This window comes from Desulfonauticus submarinus, assembly GCF_900104045.1.
GTDB classification, from domain to species: domain Bacteria; phylum Desulfobacterota; class Desulfovibrionia; order Desulfovibrionales; family Desulfonatronovibrionaceae; genus Desulfonauticus; species Desulfonauticus submarinus.
Window position 1 is genome coordinate 64,503 of the sequence record NZ_FNIN01000002.1, and the last position, 19,156, is coordinate 83,658.

General features: G+C 34.6%; 20 protein-coding genes and 1 other RNA gene. 5 read left to right on the forward strand and 16 right to left on the reverse strand.

The features are described 5' to 3' along the window. The first annotated feature begins 35 nt into the window (after positions 1 to 35). From BLP60_RS02790 to BLP60_RS02810, 5 genes are all read left to right on the forward strand, one after another. Entirely contained in the window at positions 36 to 803 is a 768-nt protein-coding gene (locus tag BLP60_RS02790; protein ID WP_092063101.1) for a tRNA (adenine-N1)-methyltransferase, read from the forward strand. 328 nt (positions 804 to 1,131) lie between these two features. Then, positions 1,132 to 2,397, forward strand: a complete 1,266-nt coding sequence (locus BLP60_RS02795; RefSeq protein ID WP_092063104.1) for a phenylacetate--CoA ligase family protein — start codon at positions 1,132 to 1,134, stop codon at positions 2,395 to 2,397. Next, positions 2,388 to 3,437: a ChaN family lipoprotein gene (locus BLP60_RS02800; RefSeq protein ID WP_092063107.1), complete on the forward strand. Its 1,050-nt coding sequence runs from the start codon at positions 2,388 to 2,390 to the stop codon at positions 3,435 to 3,437. The genes BLP60_RS02795 and BLP60_RS02800 overlap by 10 nt, the downstream gene beginning before the upstream one ends. Next, a complete protein-coding gene (mutM, locus tag BLP60_RS02805) occupies positions 3,437 to 4,252 on the forward strand; it encodes a bifunctional DNA-formamidopyrimidine glycosylase/DNA-(apurinic or apyrimidinic site) lyase (protein ID WP_092063110.1) in 816 nt (271 codons plus the stop codon). The genes BLP60_RS02800 and mutM overlap by 1 nt, the downstream gene beginning before the upstream one ends. Further along, a complete protein-coding gene (locus BLP60_RS02810) occupies positions 4,245 to 5,330 on the forward strand; it encodes a GGDEF domain-containing protein (RefSeq protein ID WP_092063113.1) in 1,086 nt (361 codons plus the stop codon). The genes mutM and BLP60_RS02810 overlap by 8 nt, the downstream gene beginning before the upstream one ends. 7 nt (positions 5,331 to 5,337) lie before the next feature. On the opposite strand, the gene BLP60_RS02815 is transcribed toward BLP60_RS02810, so the two are convergent. From BLP60_RS02815 to BLP60_RS02890, 16 genes are all read right to left on the reverse strand, one after another. Continuing rightward, positions 5,338 to 5,610: a hypothetical protein gene (locus BLP60_RS02815; protein ID WP_234970935.1), complete on the reverse strand. Its 273-nt coding sequence runs from the start codon at positions 5,608 to 5,610 to the stop codon at positions 5,338 to 5,340. Positions 5,611 to 5,613: 3 nt separating this feature from the next. After that, complete coding sequence (gene thrC / locus BLP60_RS02820; RefSeq protein WP_092063116.1) at positions 5,614 to 7,056, reverse strand: threonine synthase; 1,443 nt, start codon at positions 7,054 to 7,056, stop codon at positions 5,614 to 5,616. A gap of 9 nt (positions 7,057 to 7,065) precedes the next feature. Beyond that, entirely contained in the window at positions 7,066 to 7,923 is an 858-nt protein-coding gene (locus BLP60_RS02825) for a UbiA-like polyprenyltransferase (protein ID WP_092063119.1), read from the reverse strand. Positions 7,924 to 7,980: 57 nt separating this feature from the next. Further along, complete coding sequence (gene tyrS, locus BLP60_RS02830; RefSeq protein WP_092063122.1) at positions 7,981 to 9,174, reverse strand: tyrosine--tRNA ligase; 1,194 nt, start codon at positions 9,172 to 9,174, stop codon at positions 7,981 to 7,983. Positions 9,175 to 9,202: 28 nt separating this feature from the next. Then, entirely contained in the window at positions 9,203 to 9,979 is a 777-nt protein-coding gene (locus BLP60_RS02835; protein WP_092063125.1) for a TIGR00282 family metallophosphoesterase, read from the reverse strand. A 38-nt stretch (positions 9,980 to 10,017) separates the two neighbouring features. Then, entirely contained in the window at positions 10,018 to 11,577 is a 1,560-nt protein-coding gene (rny, locus tag BLP60_RS02840) for a ribonuclease Y (RefSeq protein WP_092063128.1), read from the reverse strand. A 97-nt stretch (positions 11,578 to 11,674) separates the two neighbouring features. Continuing rightward, positions 11,675 to 11,857: non-coding RNA, 6S RNA (ssrS, locus tag BLP60_RS02845), on the reverse strand. Next, positions 11,857 to 12,129 carry a cell division protein ZapA gene (locus BLP60_RS02850; protein ID WP_353640736.1) on the reverse strand — a complete coding sequence of 91 codons (273 nt, stop codon included), beginning with the start codon at positions 12,127 to 12,129 and terminating at the stop codon, positions 11,857 to 11,859. Before BLP60_RS02850 ends, ssrS begins: the two co-directional genes overlap by 1 nt. Then, positions 12,126 to 12,314 (reverse strand): hypothetical protein, encoded by a 189-nt coding sequence (locus BLP60_RS02855; RefSeq protein WP_092063131.1) that lies wholly within the window; start codon positions 12,312 to 12,314, stop codon positions 12,126 to 12,128. The genes BLP60_RS02850 and BLP60_RS02855 overlap by 4 nt, the downstream gene beginning before the upstream one ends. A 1-nt stretch (position 12,315) precedes the next feature. Beyond that, on the reverse strand, positions 12,316 to 13,668 hold the full coding sequence (gene glmU / locus BLP60_RS02860; RefSeq protein ID WP_092063134.1) for a bifunctional UDP-N-acetylglucosamine diphosphorylase/glucosamine-1-phosphate N-acetyltransferase GlmU: 1,353 nt from the start codon (positions 13,666 to 13,668) through the stop codon (positions 12,316 to 12,318). Positions 13,669 to 13,748: 80 nt separating this feature from the next. Next, entirely contained in the window at positions 13,749 to 14,177 is a 429-nt protein-coding gene (locus BLP60_RS02865) for a F0F1 ATP synthase subunit epsilon (protein ID WP_092063137.1), read from the reverse strand. Between the two features lie 14 nt (positions 14,178 to 14,191). Then, positions 14,192 to 15,598 carry a F0F1 ATP synthase subunit beta gene (gene atpD, locus BLP60_RS02870; RefSeq protein WP_092063140.1) on the reverse strand — a complete coding sequence of 469 codons (1,407 nt, stop codon included), beginning with the start codon at positions 15,596 to 15,598 and terminating at the stop codon, positions 14,192 to 14,194. 18 nt (positions 15,599 to 15,616) lie between these two features. After that, complete coding sequence (locus BLP60_RS02875) at positions 15,617 to 16,495, reverse strand: F0F1 ATP synthase subunit gamma (RefSeq protein ID WP_092063144.1); 879 nt, start codon at positions 16,493 to 16,495, stop codon at positions 15,617 to 15,619. A 14-nt stretch (positions 16,496 to 16,509) separates the two neighbouring features. Then, the gene (gene atpA / locus BLP60_RS02880; protein ID WP_092063932.1) at positions 16,510 to 18,018 is read right to left on the reverse strand and encodes a F0F1 ATP synthase subunit alpha; all 1,509 of its coding nucleotides are present in this window, start codon (positions 18,016 to 18,018) and stop codon (positions 16,510 to 16,512) included. A 5-nt stretch (positions 18,019 to 18,023) separates the two neighbouring features. After that, entirely contained in the window at positions 18,024 to 18,575 is a 552-nt protein-coding gene (gene atpH, locus BLP60_RS02885) for an ATP synthase F1 subunit delta (protein ID WP_092063147.1), read from the reverse strand. Next, positions 18,572 to 19,147, reverse strand: coding sequence for a F0F1 ATP synthase subunit B (locus BLP60_RS02890; protein ID WP_234970936.1), 576 nt, complete (start codon positions 19,145 to 19,147; stop codon positions 18,572 to 18,574). Before BLP60_RS02890 ends, atpH begins: the two co-directional genes overlap by 4 nt. Positions 19,148 to 19,156 lie beyond the last annotated feature (9 nt).

The following is a 19,156-nucleotide window of genomic DNA, read 5'->3' on the forward strand; positions in this document are numbered from 1 at the left end:
TAGCGCCACCTTAAACAAAAATAAAGGAAGAAAATATGCTTAAACCTGGAACATTGGTAATGCTCGTAAGTCAAAAGGGCAAGACCTACTTTAGAGTTTTAAAAGAAGAAGGCAATTTTAACACAAATGAAGGTGTTTTATATTTTAAAGATATTCTTTGCAAAAATTTTGGCGAGGAAGTTCTTACCCATCTAGGAAAAAAGTTCTATATTCTCTGCCCCACTCTTTATGATCTTATAAAATCTGTTAAAAGAAAAACCCAAATTATTTATCCTAAAGAAATTGGTTATATTCTTCTCAAATTAAATATTGGACCAGGAGCTAAAATTATTGAGGCAGGCACAGGCTCTGGATCATTAACCACAGCACTAGCTTTTATGGTTGGAAAAGAAGGAAAAGTGTTTACTTATGAACAAAGAGAAGAATTTAGTCGTCTTGCTCAAGAGAACCTAAAAAGGACTGATCTAGAATCCAGAGTAGAATTTTTTATCCACGATATAGCAAACGGTTTTCACCAACAAAACGTAGATGCTCTCTTCTTAGACGTAAGAACTCCTTGGGACTACCTTCCACAAGCATACAAAGCCTTAAAGCCAGGAGCAAGCATTGGTTTTTTATTACCAACCACAAATCAAGTAAGTTCTCTTCTTAGTCATTTAGAAAAAATGTCTTTTTTCCAAATAGAAGTAATCGAAATCTTACTACGTCGGTATAAACCAATACCAGAAAGGCTTAGACCAGTAGATCAAATGGTAGCACATACTGGTTTTTTAATCTTTGCCAAAAAAATAAAAAAGACTTAAATATCAATATATTAAAACAAAAAACTTGATTTTTCTTTCAAATTTACTATTAAAATAGATTGTTTTGGCTATTTTATAATAAAATTTTTTATGTATATAAACCACAGGCATTAAACCTAAATATATCACGTTTAATGATTATAATTTTATACCGTAAAATTGTTGAAACATCTTAACTTTGAACTCAAAAAATAAAAATTAGCAATTTAAGGCATTTTAGTTAGCAAATATTTAACTTTATAATTTTTTATTAATTTTATTTTTTAAAAGTCAAACCCAGAACAAATTTTCACAATATATTAAAACTTTTTTTGGAGGGTAAAAACAAATGACTCGTAAGGATAGGACAGAAGGAATCTTAAGTAGAAAAGAAGTGTTAACTTCCCAAGAAAGAGAAAAATACTATCTATTAAAATTAAAGGATCTCTTAAATTATGCGTATCGTTATTCTGAAGATGTGAAAAAAAGATTTGATAGGGCTCAATTTTCAGTAGAAAAATTTAAAACTCTTTCAGACCTAAAACATATTCCTATATTAAAAAAGAAAGAACTGATATTCTTACAATCCATGGGGCCTAGGTTAGGAGGTTTATTAACAAAAGATATTGGGGAATTAAAAAGGGTTTTTATGTCGCCAGGTCCCATTTTTGATCCAGAAGACAGGGAACCTGATTATTGGGGCTGGACAGAAGCATTTTATGCTGCAGGATTCAGAAGAGGAGATATTGCTCAAATTACTTTAAATTACCATCTAACCCCTGCTGGTCTTATGTTTGAGGAACCTTTAAATAACCTTGGGTGCGCAGTAGTGCCTGCAGGACCAGGAAACACCAATATTCAATTAGAAATTATGCAAAAACTACGAGTTACTGGTTATGTAGGAACCCCAAGTTATCTCTTACATTTAGCTCAAAAAGGTGAAGAAAAAGGTCTTAACTTAAGAAAAGATTTATTTTTAGAAGTAGCTTTTGTTACAGGAGAAAAATTCTCTGAAAAAATGCGTTCTGCCATTGAGAAAAAATTTAACCTAGTAATGCGCCAAGGTTATGGTACGGCTGATGTTGGTTGTATTGGATATGAGTGTTTCCATAAAACAGGTCTTCATATTTCAAGTAGAGCCTATGTAGAAATATGCCACCCAGACACAGGAATTCCTTTAAAAGAAGGAGAAGTTGGAGAAGTAGTAGTCACTGTATTTAATAAAACATATCCACTCATTAGACTTGCAACAGGCGACTTGGCCTATATAGATAATAGTCCTTGTGCTTGTGGCAGAACATCACCTAGATTAGGAAATATTGTTGGCAGAGTAGATACCACTGCGAGAATCAAAGGAATGTTTGTATATCCACATCAAGTAGAACAGGTCATGGCCTCTTTTGAAGAAGTCAAACGCTGGCAAATAGAAGTTACCAATCCAGGTGGAATTGACGAGATGACCCTTTATATAGAAGCTAGTCAATTTACAAGAGAAGCAGATTTACTCCATGCATTTAGAGAAAAAATAAAAATAAGACCAATTTTAAAAATAGTACCTCCAGGGACTCTACCTCCTCAGATAAAGCCAATCGAGGACAAAAGAAAGTGGGATTAAGACTACTACTTTTAATTTGTTCTATCTATTTATCTGCATGTACTCTTAGTCCCCATCTAAAACTAGATGGGGGCTATTTAAATCAACACTTAAAAAAAGCTGATTATATTTTAGTGGGAGAACGTCATACCAATAAATGCGACCACATAGTTGAAAAACTTATACTCCAACATCTCTTAAAAATAGGCCTAAAACCAACTATTGGCCTAGAAATGATCCCAGAGCCATATCAAAAAGTACTTGATAAATTTTACGAACAAAAAATTCCTCTTAGCAAATTAGAAAAAGAACTGCATTGGAAGAAAAATTGGGGATACAATTTTTCTTATTATCTACCCATATTTAAAATAGCAAAAAAACATCGTTTACCTATAATAGCTTTAAATATTCCATCTCCTCTTGTAGTAAAGTGGTCCAAGGGAAAATCTCTATCTCCTCAAGAGCAAAACTATCTTCCTTATCGCATAATTTCAGCAAACAAAAAACAAATTGTCTATTTAAAAAAACAATTAAAACAACACCTATTTTTTGCTCCCCAAATAAAACTGAACTCCTTTCTCAAAGGCCAAGCTCTTTGGGAAAGCAAAATGGCAGAAAGAGCTTTCTGGGCATATAAAAAGTTTCATAACCCTGTTCTCATTTATATAGGATCTGGACATATAAAAAATCAATATGGTTTAATATATCGCCTAAAAATACTACATCCAACAGCTACCATCTTTTCTTTTCTACCAGGTAAGCAAAGACAAGTTACAGAAAACATCTATATTTACAAATGTCCTTCAACTACAAAAAGTTACTTAGGCTTAAAATTAACTAAAAATTCATCTGGTCTTAAAGTAAAACAGGTACTTTTTAACAGCAAAGCTTATAAAACAGGCTTTAAAAAAGGAGATATCATCTTAAAAATAAATAATATACCAGTTAAAAATCTTTTAGATGCTCACAAAGCATGCATGAAAAGTATTGCAAACAAATCTCCTGTTAGTTTTATTATAAAACGCAATAACAAAATAATAATTTTACAATTGGATTTGTAATGCCTGAATTACCAGAAGTAGAAACAATAAAAAATGGTTTAAGTATTTTAAAAGGACAGTCTATTACTAAATTAAATATCCTAAGCACACATTGTTTACGTCCTAATCATAATCGCTTTCACTCTCTTAGGGGACAAGTAGTTACCAATATTAGTAGGCGAGGAAAACTTCTGATTATCCATCTTTCTTCAGGAAATTTTCTAATTTTTCATTTAAAAATGACAGGCAAACTCATTCTAGCAGACTTTCAGGATATTTTAGACAAACATACTCATCTTGAATTTTTCTTTAAATCCAATCGTCTCTTTTTTAATGATGTAAGAAAATTTGGTTTTGTGTGTTTATTTTCTAAGCAAGAATTGCTCGAATGGAATTTTTGGAGAACTCTTGGGCCCGAACCTTTTAAAATATCATCTATAGATTTTGCTCAACAAATAAGTAAATCTAAAGCTAATATAAAGTCTCTTTTATTAAACCAAAAAATAATTGCAGGAATTGGAAATATCTATGCAGATGAAAGTTTATTTATATCCAAAATTCACCCATTAAGCAAAGCTAACAAGATTCCATTTAACATACTACAAAATTTACACAAAAATTTAATCTTTGTATTAAAAAAAGCCATCTCGTTAGGTGGAAGTTCTTTTAAAGATTACGTAAATAGTCTTGGAAAACGGGGAAATTTTCAAGATCACTTCTTTGTTTATTCCAGGGCAGGAAAATCTTGCTATAAATGCAAAAATACTTTAAAGAAGATTAAAGTAGCAGGTCGTACTACTATAGTATGTCTTAAATGTCAGAAAAGATATGAGTAAACAAGAATTAAACCCAATAAAATCAAAAGATCTATTTTCACTATTAAAACGTTTAGACATTCAAGATAATCCTAACTGGATAGGTCTACTTCTCTTTATTCGCAACTTGATTTATTATTTCTCATCTATTCCAGATGAACAAAAAGCAGAATTACAAAAGAAATTACTATTATTTTTTAAAGAAAAAAAATTTTCTCAAGGAGATTTTTATACAGCTCTTTTAATTTTAGAAAAAGGTATTTTAGAAAATTGTAGAGATAAACTAAGTTATTTTAAAATAAAATTAGAAGAAGAGAAAAAGGTTAACAGTCAAATTTTATGTGAAATGGAAGATATTATAAAATCTCTTCTATCTGGAATTAATAATCATACTAAAAGATTAAAGAATTTTGAAACAAAAACAATTGAACAAATTGAATCCAATAACAATGCTCAACAATTAATATCATTTATTAAGCAGCAAATTAAAAATCTTATAGAACAAAATCAGCAAGACTCAAAAGAATGGAAACAACGAGCTAAGCTTTTAGAAGAAAAAGCTCGTTATGATTATTTGTTGCAAAACATTTTTAATAGAAGTGTATTTGATAATTATATGAAACACAAAGCCAAATTGATTGTTGAAGAAGGACGTAAATTGTCTCTTTTGATGCTTGATATTGATAAATTTAAAGTGATAAATGACAAATGGGGACATCTTGTAGGAGATGACGTTTTAAAAGCTCTAGCTAAAATAATAAAATCTCATGCTGAAGTTTCTGGAGGAATTCCTTGTCGCTACGGAGGTGAAGAACTTGTGATTATATTTGAAGATTTAAGTGAAGAGGAAACCTATCTGAGGGCAGAAGCTTTGCGTATTGATGTAGAAAAATATATTTTTATCCCACGTACTGAAGAGGGTAAATTAGAAGACCCTCTGCACTTTACTGTAAGTATCGGTGTTGCAGAAATGAGTAAAAATGATTCTCCCAGTGACTTAATAGGAAAAGCAGATAAAGCTCTTTATGCTGCCAAAACAACTGGCAGAAATCAGGTCAAACGATATTCTGAGGTAGCTTGCGATTACAATCCTTCTTAACACATGATTATTCTTCTTTCTTCCAATCTTTCAAAACTGCTTTTGCCACAACAATATCATAAAGCTTTAAAGGATTATCCTTTCCTTTATAAAGCTTTACTGCATTTTTTATAATTTCTAAATCTAACCAACCATGTTCTTCCCACACATGTGGATAATCTCTATGCCATAGTCTAAATTCTATTTGACCATCCTCATTTTCTCGCACATACATTCTTTCTCGTTTATCCAAAGGATTAGGATAATAAAATGGTCCCTGGGGCACCTTATTTGTTGCCACTTTTTATGCCTCCTTTCTAGGAATAATACCTAAAATCTCAACAATCTTTTCTCCTGCTTTTTGAACAAATTCCTCCCACGAGAGCTGTTTTTTTGTCTCCATATCTAATACTTGTAAAGGATAATTTTGAAATTCTGGTTTAGGTTTTATCTTATATTCAGGTGGGAAGTTATTTTCAAAATACATTTTTTGAAAGCCAATAAATTTTAACATATGTGCGGTTGCATCTAATATTGCTTCTTCTTTACTCTCAAGTAAATTTAACTCCTTAGCCCTAATTAAACCTGCTAAACATTCACCCCCTTGCGTACAAGCAATATGTCCATGTTTATTAGCAATCAGCATTCCTTCGATAATTTCCTGTTCTTCTACTTGAACTACATAAAAATCTCCACCTTTTCGCTCATATTCTTCTACTATGCTTTGAACCCTTGGAAATGAAACAGGATTTCCAATCATGGCAGCCTGAGCCACACTAGGAGAAACTTTTACAGGAGTATAAACCCTTTTTTCTTTAGGCAAAGAATAATACCTAAACACAGGATCAGCATGTTCTGATTGAACTCCTATAACTTTAGGTAACTTTTTAATAATACCTAAAGCATATAATTTTAAAAAACCATTTACTACTGCAGTAATATTACCAGCATTACCTATTGGCACAAAAACTACTTTATTCTCTAATTCCCAATCAAACCACTGAGCAATTTCATAGGCATAACTCTCCTGCCCTAAAATACGCCAGGCATTTTTTGAATTTAATAAAGCCACTCTATAATTATCTGCTAAAAATTCTACAACCTTCATACAGTCATCAAACACCCCAGGAAGCTCTATCACCAAAGCCCCACTACCCAATGGTTGGGCAAGCTGTTGAGGCGTAACCTTGCCTTGAGGAAGCAAAACAACAGATTTAATAGCACCATTCACATAAGCCGCATACATCGCAGCAGAAGCAGACGTATCTCCTGTAGAAGCACATATAGTTAAAATCTCAGACCAATTAAACTTTCGAATTAAATACTTTAAAAAACTAAAAGCACACGCCATGCCTCTATCTTTAAAAGAAGCACTAGGATTTTGACCATCATTTTTATAAAAAAAGTTTTGCCCTATATATTTACGCAATTTTGAGTTAACTTCAATAATAGGGGTATTTCCTTCTCCAAGATACACAATATCTTCTCTTTCAAATACTGGAGCAATAAGTTCATAATATCGAAAAATACCTCGTAAAGCATTATCTTTTACCTTTAATCTAGCATCGAAGATTTCTCTCCACTTTTTTCCAGGAATTTCTTCAAGCTGAGTAAAATTTTTATCTTTTAATAAAAATACTCCCTTGCATTTAGGGCATGTATAATAAAGTCGGTCTCCATCATAATGAGCACCACATTCTTGACACTCATAAAACAAATCTCCGCGATAATTAGGAAAATCATTCATTTTTAACTCCTAATATTTTAAAAATAAGTCCAATAAAACTCCAACAAATAACAATATGGAAATAAATCCATTTAAAGTAAAAAAAGCTAAATTAATCTTACTTAAATCTTGTGGAGAAACAACTCTATGTTCTAATAATAAAATTATAGCTATTATTAATAAAAATATGTAATAAAATACTCCTGCATTAAAAGCAAATCCAGCTAAAACAAAAAACAATATACACAAAAAATGACTTAACTTAGAAAAGGCAAAACCAGCTTCTAATCCAAACACCGCTGGAATAGAAAAAAGACCTTCTTTTTTATCAAATTCCACATCTTGAGAAGCATATAAAATATCAAATCCAGCGACCCAAAACATAACTCCACAGCCAATTAATATACTAGGTAAAGAAAAAAAAGGAGAATAAGCTATCCAACCAGCAACAGGAGCCAACCCCAACACAGAACCTAAAATAAAATGACATCCCCAGGTAAATCTTTTAGTATAACTATAGAAAACTGACCAAACCAAGGCCAAAGGAGATAAAAATAAACATAATTTATTTAAACCAGCACAAGCTAGACAAAAAATAACAACACTGCCACATAAAAAATAATAACACTCCCGTAAGGATAAATCTCCTCTTACCAAAGGTCTATCTTGAGTCCTAGGATTTTTAGCATCTATTTTAAAATCCACTACTCTATTTACAGTCATTGCAAAAGAACGCACAGCCACCATAGCAATAGTAAGAAATAAAAATTTAGTCCATCCTGGCCATCCCTTAGCTGCCCAAAAAAGTCCTATATAAGCAAAAGGTAAAGCAAATACAGAATGCTCTATTTTGATCATTCTAAAAAAGATCTTTAGCTTATTCATCATAATCAGTAACCTTACTTTAACTAAATAATAGTAGTAAATTTATAATTTGTATCTTACTTAGTTTACCTTTAACTTTAAAAATCTTTTTTTCCCTACTTTAAGGATATATTCTCCTGTTTCAAAAGTATAAAAAGGATCTGTTAATTTGTGTTGACCATAAATAGAAACTGCATTTTGTTTACACAGCCTCTTAGCTTCTCCTTTGGATTTACAAAGGCCACTTTTAAACAAAATATCTGCAAGAGAAACATTGTTATCCACTTGAAAGCTTGGCATATCGTCAGGCAAACCTTTATTTGCAAAAACTTTATTAAAGGCCTCTAATTCTCTTTTAGCTGCCTCTTCTCCATGATAACGAGCTGTTATTTCAAAAGCTAATAATTCTTTACATTTTTTAGGATGAAGCTCTCCACTTAACACCTTTTGTTTCATATCTTCAATTTCTTGCATAGTTCTAGTAGACAACAGTTCATAATAACGCCACATAAGATCATCAGAAATAGACATTAACTTCCCAAACATATCCTTAGGAGGCTCTTCAATACCAATATAATTGCCTAAAGACTTGCTCATTTTCTGAACACCATCCAATCCTTCCAAAATAGGCATTGTTAAAATCACTTGGGGTTCTACTCCATATTCTCTTTGAATTGTCCTACCCATAAGTAAATTAAACTTTTGATCTGTCCCTCCCAGTTCTACATCTGCCTTAAGAGCAACAGAATCATATCCTTGAACCAAGGGATATAAAAATTCATGGATTGAAATCGGCCTATTTTCTTTCCACCTTTTAGTAAAGTCATCTCTTTCCATCATTCTGGCAACAGTATATTTTGAACATAACTCCACAAAGTCACTCGCGCTAAATTTATCCATCCAAGTAGAGTTAAAGGCAATCTCTGTCTTTTCAGGATCTAAGATCTTAAAAATTTGCCTTTTATATGTTTCTGCGTTGGCCAGCACCTCTTCTCGAGATAATTTTTTTCTTGTCTCTGACTTCCCTGTAGGATCGCCTATCATACCTGTAAAATCGCCGATTAAAAAAATAACTTGATGCCCTAATTCTTGAAAATGGCGCAACTTATGAATAAGAACAGTATGACCTAAATGTAAGTCTGGAGCTGTGGGGTCAAAACCTGCTTTTACCCTTAATACTTTCTTCCTTTCTATTTTCTCTTTTAACTCCTTTTCTTCTATAATTTCTACACTTCCTCTTTTAATAAGTTTTAATTGTTCATCTACAGAAATCATTATCTCCTCCAAAAAAACAATGAAATATTTATTTAGAAAAAATTCTTTGAACAGTTGAGATATCTACACATCTATTAGAACTCAAATCTATTTTTACCCTAACTCCATTTATTTGAAGCGGTCCGTCAGCTAGTTTAAATTTAACCGGTCTTTTAAATAAAAACCTTTCCAAAACAATTTCTTTATTCATACCTAACACAGAGTCTTTAGGACCACACATACCTGCATCCGCAATATAACCAGTAAAATCATCTAGAATCTGAGCATCATTGGTTTGAATATGAGTATGAGTCCCTAAAACAGCACTTGCTCTTTTAGTTAAGAAAACTCCCATTGCTCTTTTTTCAGAAGATGCTTCTGCATGAAAATCCACCAAAATAGGCCCATTAAAGTCTAAATTCTTTAACAAGTTATCAACACATTGAAAAGGACAATCAATGGGTTCCATATAAGTTCTTCCTTGAAGACTAATAATCAAAGCCCTAGATTTGGGAGTATTTACAATTGTATAGCCTTGGCCAGGAGCATTGGGATAATTTAAAGGTCTTATTAACCATGTATGGGTGTCTAAAAAATCATATATTTCTCTATATTTCCAAATATGATTTCCAGAAGTAAGTACATCTATTCCTAAATTTTTTAACTGTCTGGCATTCTTAGGAGTAAGTCCAAGTCCTCCTGAAGCGTTTTCAGCATTGGCAATAATTAAATCAAAATCTTCTCTATTTTGTTCCAAAAATAAGGCGACCGCTCTTCTTCCCGGTCGCCCTACAATATCTCCTAAAAATAAAACATTTAAAGTCATATCTAAGACCTTTTTATTATATAACTAGATCAAAAAATCTACTTTGCAAAATCCACAGCGCGCCGTTCACGAATAACTGTAATCTTAATCTGTCCAGGATAGGTCATTTCTTCTTCGATTTTTTTGGCTATTTCTTTACATAATAAATAAGTATTATCATCTCCTATCTTTTCGCAATCTACCATCACTCTAAGTTCTCTACCAGCCTGAATAGCATAAGCCTTTTCTACTCCTTCAAAACTTGTAGCAATATTTTCTAACTCTTCTAACCTCTTAACATAATTTTCCAAAAGTTCTTTTCTTGCTCCTGGTCTAGCTCCAGATAAACTATCAGCAGCTTGAACCAAAACTGCTAACACAGAAGAAGGAGAGACATCTTCATGATGAGCTGCAATAGCATGTATTACTTCTTCACTTTCTCCATATTTTTTTGCCAAGTCAGCTCCAATTAAAGCATGAGGTCCTTCAACTTCATGGTCTACAGCCTTTCCAATATCATGTAAAAGCCCTGCTCTTTTGGCCAATTTTTCATCTAAACCAAGTTCTGCAGCCATAATACCGCAAAGAAATGCAACTTCTAAAGAATGTTGTAAGACATTTTGGGAAAAAGATGTGCGATAATAAAGACGACCCAATAATCTGATTAGTTCAGGATGAATACCATGCACTCCAACGTCAAAAGTAGCTTGTTCTCCAATCTCCTTTAGCTTGTCATCCATTTCCCTCTGAACTTTTTCCACCACCTCCTCTATACGAGCAGGATGAATTCTGCCATCGCTAATAAGTCTTTCCAAGGCTTGACGAGCTATCTCTCTTCTAAGAGGGTTAAAAGCTGAAAGGACTACTGTTTCTGGAGTATCATCTATAATGAGGTCTACTCCTGTAGCTGCTTCTAACGCTCTAATATTTCTACCTTCTCTACCTATAATCCGTCCTTTCATCTCTTCATTAGGAAGTTCTACTACTGTAACCGTGTTATCTACAACATATTCGCCAGCATATCGCTGTACTGCCGTTGCCAATATTTCTTTGGCCTTTTTAGCAGCTTGCTCCTGGGCTTCCATTTCTATTTGTCTCATTCTCTTAGCAGCTTCGTGTTTTACTTTATTTTCCATCTCCTCTAAAAGAAGTCTTCTGGCTTCTTCTCTAGTGAGACCTGAAACTTCTTCCAGTTTCTTGGTCTGTTCTAAAATTAGAGACTCTAGTTGACTATTTTTTTCTTCTAATTTCCTTTCTTCTCTAGAAAGTTTGCTCTCCCATGCTAAAAGTTCTCTTTCTTTTTGAGAAACGTCTTCAAGTCTTTTTTCTATTCTCTCTTCTTTTTCCTGTAGACGCTGTTCTTGACGTTTTAATTCTTTTTCCTTTTCTCTACATTCTTTTTCCCATTCTTTTTTTTGTCTAAAAATCTCATCCTTAGCTTGCAATAGGGCTTCTTTTTTTTGAGCTGAAGCCTCTTTTCTAGCTTCTTCTAAAATTTTGTCTGCTAATTTTTTACTCTCAGAAAGTTCTTTAGCCAAAAAATACTTATAAACAATAACTCCAATAACAGCTCCAACTCCAAATGTAATAAATGCAGTAATAATTATACTACTTAACATAACCAACTCCTTACATCTATAAATTAAACGTCCCTTAAGACGTAATAAAAATGTCCTGAAGAGTTAGGGAAGGCTAAAAGAAAGGGTTATATGAAATTAAAACCCCGGAAGGCCGTGTAGCGAGGCATTTTGAACCTCTTTTGTATAGGTGGGCGCCAAAGTATTTCCTTTAGGCTTCCTCTTTTAACAGAGGCATGCACACCAGAAATACACAATGGCTCCCAAGAGGTGGGTGTTGGCTCAAAATATACTCTCACTATCACGTACCTTCCAGGACATTTAGATTTCTTCGTTATCTAATCTATCTAAAAGCTTAGCTAATTGTATTTCCATTTGTTTCTGCTTATCTTTCAATACTAAATACTCATCAGCTAAGCTTAGACTTAAATATATTAACAATTTCTCCTTACTTAACTTCCTTCCTCGCTCTTCAAGGACTCTAAACCTATCTTCCAACAAAGCCTTGGCTTTATTTACTCTTTCAGGAGGAGCATCCGTTTTAAAAGACACCTCCAGTCCTAAAATATTTAAAGTATAGCCAGGCATCTTCATTTATCTATATTGAGTTCCTCAATTTTTTGCAACAATTTCTCTACTTTTATCCTAACATGCTGATTTTTTTGTTTTTCTTTTTCTAATTCTCTTTTTAAAAGTATATTTTCTTGTTTTAGTTGATAAAACTTAGTTAGAATTTCATTAATTTTTTTTTCCACTAACTCAATATAATTCACTTGCAATTCATTTGCCTCTCTTCTTTAAAACTACTTGTTTTGATCGAGCAATTGCCAGTGTATTATCTGGAACATCTTTAGTAATAGTAGAACCTGCTCCTATCAAAGCATACTTACCTATTTGTACAGGTGCAACCAAGGCTGAATTGCTTCCAATAAATGCACCTTCTTTAATTATTGTTTGATGTTTATTTTTACCATCATAATTACAAGTAATAGTACCAGCACCTATATTAACATTAGGACCAATATTAGCATCTCCAAGATAAGTAAGGTGGCAGGCCTTGCTTTCTTTTCCTAACACACTCTTTTTCATTTCTACAAAATTACCCACTCTCGCCTTAGACTCTACTATTGCTCCCGGCCTTAACCTAGCATAAGGTCCAACTTGAGCTCCCCTTTTAATTATACTCCCAACAATATGAGAAAATTCATAAACAATTCCATCAATATCACAATCTTTTATAAAAGTATAACTTTTAATCACAGATCCTTTTCTTAATTTTGTTTTTCCTAAAATCGTACAAGGTCCCTCTATTTCAACACCTTTTTCTATATCCACCTCAGGTCCAATTATCACCATCCTAGAAAAATGGATACTTACACCTTTTTCTAAAAAAGAATATACTATTCTTTTTCTTAAAACTTCCTCCTGTTGTTCCAACTCTACAGGAGTATTTATTCCCATCAGTTCTGGGCAGTATCCCATATTTAAAGCACACACTTTTAGGTTATTTTTTATAGCTATTTCAATCAAGTCAGTAATATAATACTCTTGTTGAGCATTTTTATTCTGCAATTTAAATAAATATTCCTCTAAAAATTCCCTTTTAAAACAATATATACCTGCGTTTACTTCTCTAGAAGTTAAGTCTTGAGATGAATCTTTAGCCTCTACTATTTTCAAAATATTTCCCTTTTTATCTCGTAAAACTCTACCATAAGAACCAGGATCATCTAGTTCCAAGCTTAAAAAAACAACACTTGCCCCTTGTTCTTCTATTGTTTTTTCAAGCCTGTGAAAATGAAGAGGCAAAGCCAAAGGAGTATCTCCATTAGTAACTAAGACATACTTGGGATTAAGACGTTTTATAATATCCCAAGCAGACTGCAAAGCATGTCCAGTTCCCAACTGTTCTTTTTGGTAAATAAAATATTCCTGATATAAGGGAAAATATTGTTCTATTTCTCCTTTTTTATAACCTATTATGGGATAAATGTGTCCCTTAAAATTTTTTTCTAATGTCCTTAAAACATACCATAACATAGGTCTATCTAAAATCTTTTGCATAACCTTAGGACAACTGGCGGCCATTCTAGTGCCTTTTCCTGCCGCTAATACCAATACAATACTCTTCATATCATTCCCTCTTTGAAAAAAAATGCCCCACCATTTTATGGGTGGGGCATTATAAAGGTCAAGAAAAGATTTTAAATTATCTACATATTACAAGTTCCAGCTTGCACAGCACACTCTCTACAACGCATTCTGTGCAATGCTTTTGCTAAAGAGGCCTTAGCCCTAGCATAGGCTTCTCTATCTACCTGTTCTTGCAGTCTTTGTTTTGCTCTTTCCATGGCTTTTTTTGCTCTTTCCAAATCTATTTCTTCGGCTCTTTCTGCTACCTCTGCAAGTACAGAAACCTTATTCTGCCCTACTTCAGCAAAACCACCTGCAACAAAAACATAATATCGTCTTCCATCTTTTTTATAGTAGAGACTACCAACCCCTAAAGCTGATAAAAAGGCTATATGATTTGGTAAAACACCAAATTCACCTTCTATTCCTGGGGCTGCTACATACTCTACTTCTTCAGATAAAAGCTTTCTATCCGGAGTAACTATTTCTAATTTTAATGTACGTGCCATAATGCCACCTTTTTTTATGCTTCTTTAGCTCTTTCCAAAGCCTCCTCAATTGTACCTACCATATAGAAAGCCTGCTCAGGGATGTCGTCATGTTTACCTTCAATAATTTCTTTAAATCCTCTAATTGTATCTTCTAATTTAACATAACGACCTGGCTTACCAGTAAATTGTTCAGCAACATGGAATGGTTGAGATAAGAATCTCTGAATTTTTCTGGCCCTGGATACAATAAGTTTATCTTCATCAGAAAGCTCATCCATACCCAAAATTGCAATAATATCTTGAAGATCTTTATATTTTTGCAAAATCTGCTGAACCTGACGAGCTACACTATAATGTTCTATACCTAAAACATTTGGATCCAAAATTCGAGAAGTAGAATCAAGAGGATCCACCGCAGGATAAATACCAAGTTCTGCAATCTGACGAGAAAGAACTATGGTTCCATCTAAGTGAGCAAAAGTAGTTGCTGGAGCAGGGTCTGTAAGGTCGTCAGCAGGAACATAAACAGCCTGAACAGAAGTAATAGAACCTTTTTTAGTAGAGGTGATTCTCTCTTGAAGAGCACCCAAGTCTGTAGCCAAAGTAGGTTGATAACCTACTGCAGAAGGCATACGTCCAAGAAGAGCAGATACCTCAGAGTTTGCCTGAGTAAAACGGAAAATGTTGTCAATAAATAAAAGCACGTCTTGATTTTCTTCATCACGAAAATATTCTGCCATAGCCAAAGCAGTAAGAGCAACTCTTGCTCTAGCTCCTGGAGGCTCATTCATCTGACCATAAATCAAACCCGCTTTTTCCAAAACACCTGCTTCTTTCATTTCCAAATAAAGGTCAGTCCCTTCCCTTGTTCTTTCTCCAACACCAGCAAATACAGAAATACCACCATGCTGCTTAGCAATGTTATTAATAAGCTCCATCAAAATAACAGTCTTACCAACTCCAGCACCACCAAACATTCCTAACTTACCACCCTTTGGGAAGGGGATTAATAGGTCAATAACTTTAACACCTGTTTCCAACAACTCAATGGTAGTACTTTGTTCAACAAAAGCTGGAGCCTCTTTGTGGATGGGGTACATTTTTTCGCCTTTAACAGGCCCCATATCATCCACAGGACGACCCACAACATTTAAAACACGACCCAAAGCAGAAGGACCTACAGGCACCTGAATTGGTGCACCTGTATCTTTTACTTCCATACCCCTCACTAAGCCGTCTGTTGTATCCATAGCAACGCAACGTACTACGTTATTACCTAAATGCTGAGCCACTTCTACCACTAAGTTATCTGGCTCATCACTAATAGTTGGGTTGGATAAAGTAAGAGCATTTAAGATATTGGGCAGCTTCCCTTCAGGGAACTCTACGTCAATAACGTTACCAATAACCTGAACAATTTTGCCTATATTTTCACTCATTTTAAAAGCCCCCTTATTCTAAGCATTTTTTAAGGCTTCTGCACCACCAACAATATCCATAAGTTCAGCTGTGATGCTAGCCTGTCTGGCCTTGTTAAAAACAAGAGTTAAAGAATTAACCAATTCATCGCAGTTTTTGGTTGCATTGTCCATTGCTGTCATTCTAGCAGCGTGCTCACTCGCAGAAGTATCTAAAAGTGACCTATATATCTGCACCTTAACATACCTAGGCAACAATTCTGCCAACAGTCCTTCCACTGAAGGTTCAAAAATATATTCACTGCCACTTCCACCTTCAGCATCTGATTCTACGGATTCAACAGGCAAAATCTTTGTAGTAGTAGGGTCTTGTTTTACCACTGTAACAAATTTCCCAAAAACAGCATATACTTCATCTAACTCTTTCAATAGAAATTTATCTATCACCATTTCCCCTACTTCATTTGCCAGCTGAAAATCAAAGTGGTTTAACACCTCAACCTTAGCATCCAAAATTTCAAACTCTGTCTTGCGGATAAAATCTCTTCCTTTCTTCCCTACACAGATAAATTTTACTTCCTTGCCTTCAGCCTTTTTGGACTGTGCTAATTTATTGGCAGCATTACACAAGTTGGTATTAAAAGCACCACACAATCCTTTATCCGAAGTCACTAAAATAATACCAACTCTTTTTATATCTTCTCTTTTTTCGAGCAAAGGATGAACACTTGCATCAGCCCTGGCTGCCAAATCAGCTATAATTTCAAAATATTTATCAGCATAGGGACGAAAGCGCTCAATTCTAAGCTGGGCATTACGCAGCTTAGCCGAGGCCACCATATTCATGGCCTTGGTTATTTGTTTGGTCTTTTTAACCGCATCTATTTTGCGCTTAATATCCCTTAATGATGCACCCATTATTATTTCTCCCTTTAAGCCTTAAAGGTCTTCTTAAATTCATTAATTGCCTCTGCAAGTTTTTTATCAAGCTCTTCGCTCAAATCTTGACTTTCTTTAATCTCATTTAAAATATCTGAACGTTGATTTCTCATATAATCTAACAATCCATCTTCAAATTTACGAACTGCATCTACAGGTAAATCATCCATAAAACCACGAGTACCAGCATAAAGGGAAACTACTTGCTCTTGAACTGGCATTGGTTGGTATTGAGGCTGTTTCAACAACTCAACCAACCTTTCACCTCTAATAAGTTTTTGTTTAGTAGCTTTATCTAAATCAGAACCAAATTGGGCAAACGCAGCCAATTCACGATACTGAGCCAAATCAAGACGAAGAGTACCTGCGACTTTCTTCATTGCCTTAATCTGAGCAGCACCACCAACACGAGAAACCGACAAACCTACGTTAATTGCAGGACGAACACCAGCATAAAACAAGCTTGGTTCCAAATATACCTGACCATCTGTAATAGAAATAACATTTGTTGGAATATATGCAGAAACGTCACCAGCCTGGGTTTCAATAATTGGCAACGCTGTAAGAGAGCCTGCTCCCAATTTATCATGCATTTTAGCTGCACGTTCAAGTAAACGAGAATGTAAATAGAAAACATCACCAGGAAAAGCTTCACGTCCTGGAGGACGTCTCAAAAGCAAAGACATCTCACGATAAGCCACAGCTTGTTTAGAAAGATCATCATAAATAATAAGAGCATGCTTTCCATTATCCCTATAATATTCGCCCATTGTACACCCAGAATAAGCGGCGATAAACTGTAAAGCAGCGGGTTCAGAAGCTGTAGCAGCAATAACAGTTGTATACTCCATGGCCCCATATTTTTCCAAAGTATCAACTACTTGAGCAACTGTAGATTTTTTCTGACCTATAGCTACATAAAAACAATATACATCTGTCTCTTTTTGGGCCAAAATAGCATCTATACAAATAGCTGTTTTACCAACTTGACGGTCACCAATAATAAGCTCACGTTGCCCTCTTCCAATAGGAGTCATAGCATCAATGGCTTTAAGACCTGTATACATAGGTTCATGCACAGGCTTTCTTGCCATAATGCCAGGAGCCTTAATTTCTACAAACCTAAAATCTTTAGCCTGAATTGGTCCTTTACCATCAATTGGATTTCCCAAAGGATCAATAACACGACCAATAACTGCATCACCTACAGGAACTTGAACAATTTTACCTGTCCTTTTGACCAAATCACCTTCTTTAATGTGAGTATCCTCACCCAAAAGGGCAACACCAACACTATCTTCCTCTAAGTTCAAAACCATTCCCATAACACCACCAGGGAACTCTAAAAGCTCCATTGCCATGGCGTTTTCTACGCCATAAACACGGGCAATACCATCACCTACTGACAGGACAACACCTGTCTCGCTCATTTCTACCCGTTGTTCATAATTTTTAATCTGATCTTCAATAATTTGACTGATTTCTTCTGCTCTGATTTGCATGGCCACTACTCACCCCTTTTTATGTTTTCTTTCAAAATTTGTAACTGAGCCTTAATACTGGCATCCAAAACCTTATCCCCCACCTTCAAAACCAGTCCACCCAAGATGTTTGGATCTACCTTATAATCCAACACCACCTTGGACTTAGACTGTTCTTCAAGTTTTTTGGCAATTTCTGTTTTTAATTCCTCTTCTAGTTCAATGGCTGTAAAAAGCTCGCCCCTAACTATACCCTGAGCTAAATCTAACAAATGACCATAATAAGCTTTTATTTCTGGCAAAAAAGCCAATCTATTTTTATCTGCTAAAAGAAAACAAAAATTTCTTACCATTGGCTCTGGATCTACCTTTTCCAGAACCTTGGCTAAAATAGCCTTTTTTTCCTCTACAGTAAAAATAGGATTAGAAAATATTCTAAGAAGCTCAGGGGCTACTTCTAAAACCGCACATACAGCCTCAAGACTCTCTCCATACTTTAAAAGGACATCTTGTCCTTCCTTCTGCCCTAATGCAAAAAGGGCTCGTGCATACCGTCTAGCTACTATGTTCCCTCTCAATTTATCACCACCTTTGTTAGATATTCATTAATAAGTTTCTTATGAATATCCCCACTCAACCTCTCTTGAATCATCTTTTCAGCAGCCTCTACGATTTTATCTGCTAATTCTGCTTTAACCTGATCAAAGGCTGCTTTTGCTTCTTGTTCGGCCGTGATTTTAGCCTGCTCTTTTATCTGCTCTGCAGACTTTTTGGCCTTTTCAATAATTTGGGCCTTCACAGCTTCACCCTGCTCTTTGGCAGCTTGCAAAATTTCTTCTCTTTCCTTTTCTAAATTAGCTATTTTAGCTTCTACTTCCTTCAACTTAGACTCTGCTTGGGCTCTTCTCTCTTCTAAGTCTTTTAACTCCGTTTCTATCTGATGCGTCCTTCCAGAAAAGAACTCTGCCATTCTCTTGCCTACCAACTTGTAAATAATTCCCACTACCAAAATGAAATTAATTACTCGATAGACAAGATTCATGATCTTATCACCATGACCTCCACCGCCATGTTCCGAGGCCCAAGCCACTCCTGCCACCAAAAGCAGCGTCAAGCCGAGCCCTGCGACCGTTTTCCACCTCTTACTCAACTTCCCTAC

Coding starts and splice junctions, on each gene's coding strand:
- glmU (WP_092063134.1), bottom strand. CDS start 13,668: ATGAAGAGTATTGTATTGGTATTAGCGGCAGGAAAAGGCACTAGAATG.
- BLP60_RS02865 (WP_092063137.1), bottom strand. CDS start 14,177: ATGGCACGTACATTAAAATTAGAAATAGTTACTCCGGATAGAAAGCTT.
- atpD (WP_092063140.1), bottom strand. CDS start 15,598: ATGAGTGAAAATATAGGCAAAATTGTTCAGGTTATTGGTAACGTTATT.
- BLP60_RS02790 (WP_092063101.1), top strand. CDS start 36: ATGCTTAAACCTGGAACATTGGTAATGCTCGTAAGTCAAAAGGGCAAG.
- BLP60_RS02810 (WP_092063113.1), top strand. CDS start 4,245: ATGAGTAAACAAGAATTAAACCCAATAAAATCAAAAGATCTATTTTCA.
- atpA (WP_092063932.1), bottom strand. CDS start 18,018: ATGCAAATCAGAGCAGAAGAAATCAGTCAAATTATTGAAGATCAGATT.
- thrC (WP_092063116.1), bottom strand. CDS start 7,056: ATGAATGATTTTCCTAATTATCGCGGAGATTTGTTTTATGAGTGTCAA.
- BLP60_RS02795 (WP_092063104.1), top strand. CDS start 1,132: ATGACTCGTAAGGATAGGACAGAAGGAATCTTAAGTAGAAAAGAAGTG.
- BLP60_RS02835 (WP_092063125.1), bottom strand. CDS start 9,979: ATGACTTTAAATGTTTTATTTTTAGGAGATATTGTAGGGCGACCGGGA.
- mutM (WP_092063110.1), top strand. CDS start 3,437: ATGCCTGAATTACCAGAAGTAGAAACAATAAAAAATGGTTTAAGTATT.
- BLP60_RS02825 (WP_092063119.1), bottom strand. CDS start 7,923: ATGATGAATAAGCTAAAGATCTTTTTTAGAATGATCAAAATAGAGCAT.
- BLP60_RS02875 (WP_092063144.1), bottom strand. CDS start 16,495: ATGGGTGCATCATTAAGGGATATTAAGCGCAAAATAGATGCGGTTAAA.
- BLP60_RS02850 (WP_353640736.1), bottom strand. CDS start 12,129: ATGAAGATGCCTGGCTATACTTTAAATATTTTAGGACTGGAGGTGTCT.
- rny (WP_092063128.1), bottom strand. CDS start 11,577: ATGTTAAGTAGTATAATTATTACTGCATTTATTACATTTGGAGTTGGA.
- tyrS (WP_092063122.1), bottom strand. CDS start 9,174: ATGATTTCTGTAGATGAACAATTAAAACTTATTAAAAGAGGAAGTGTA.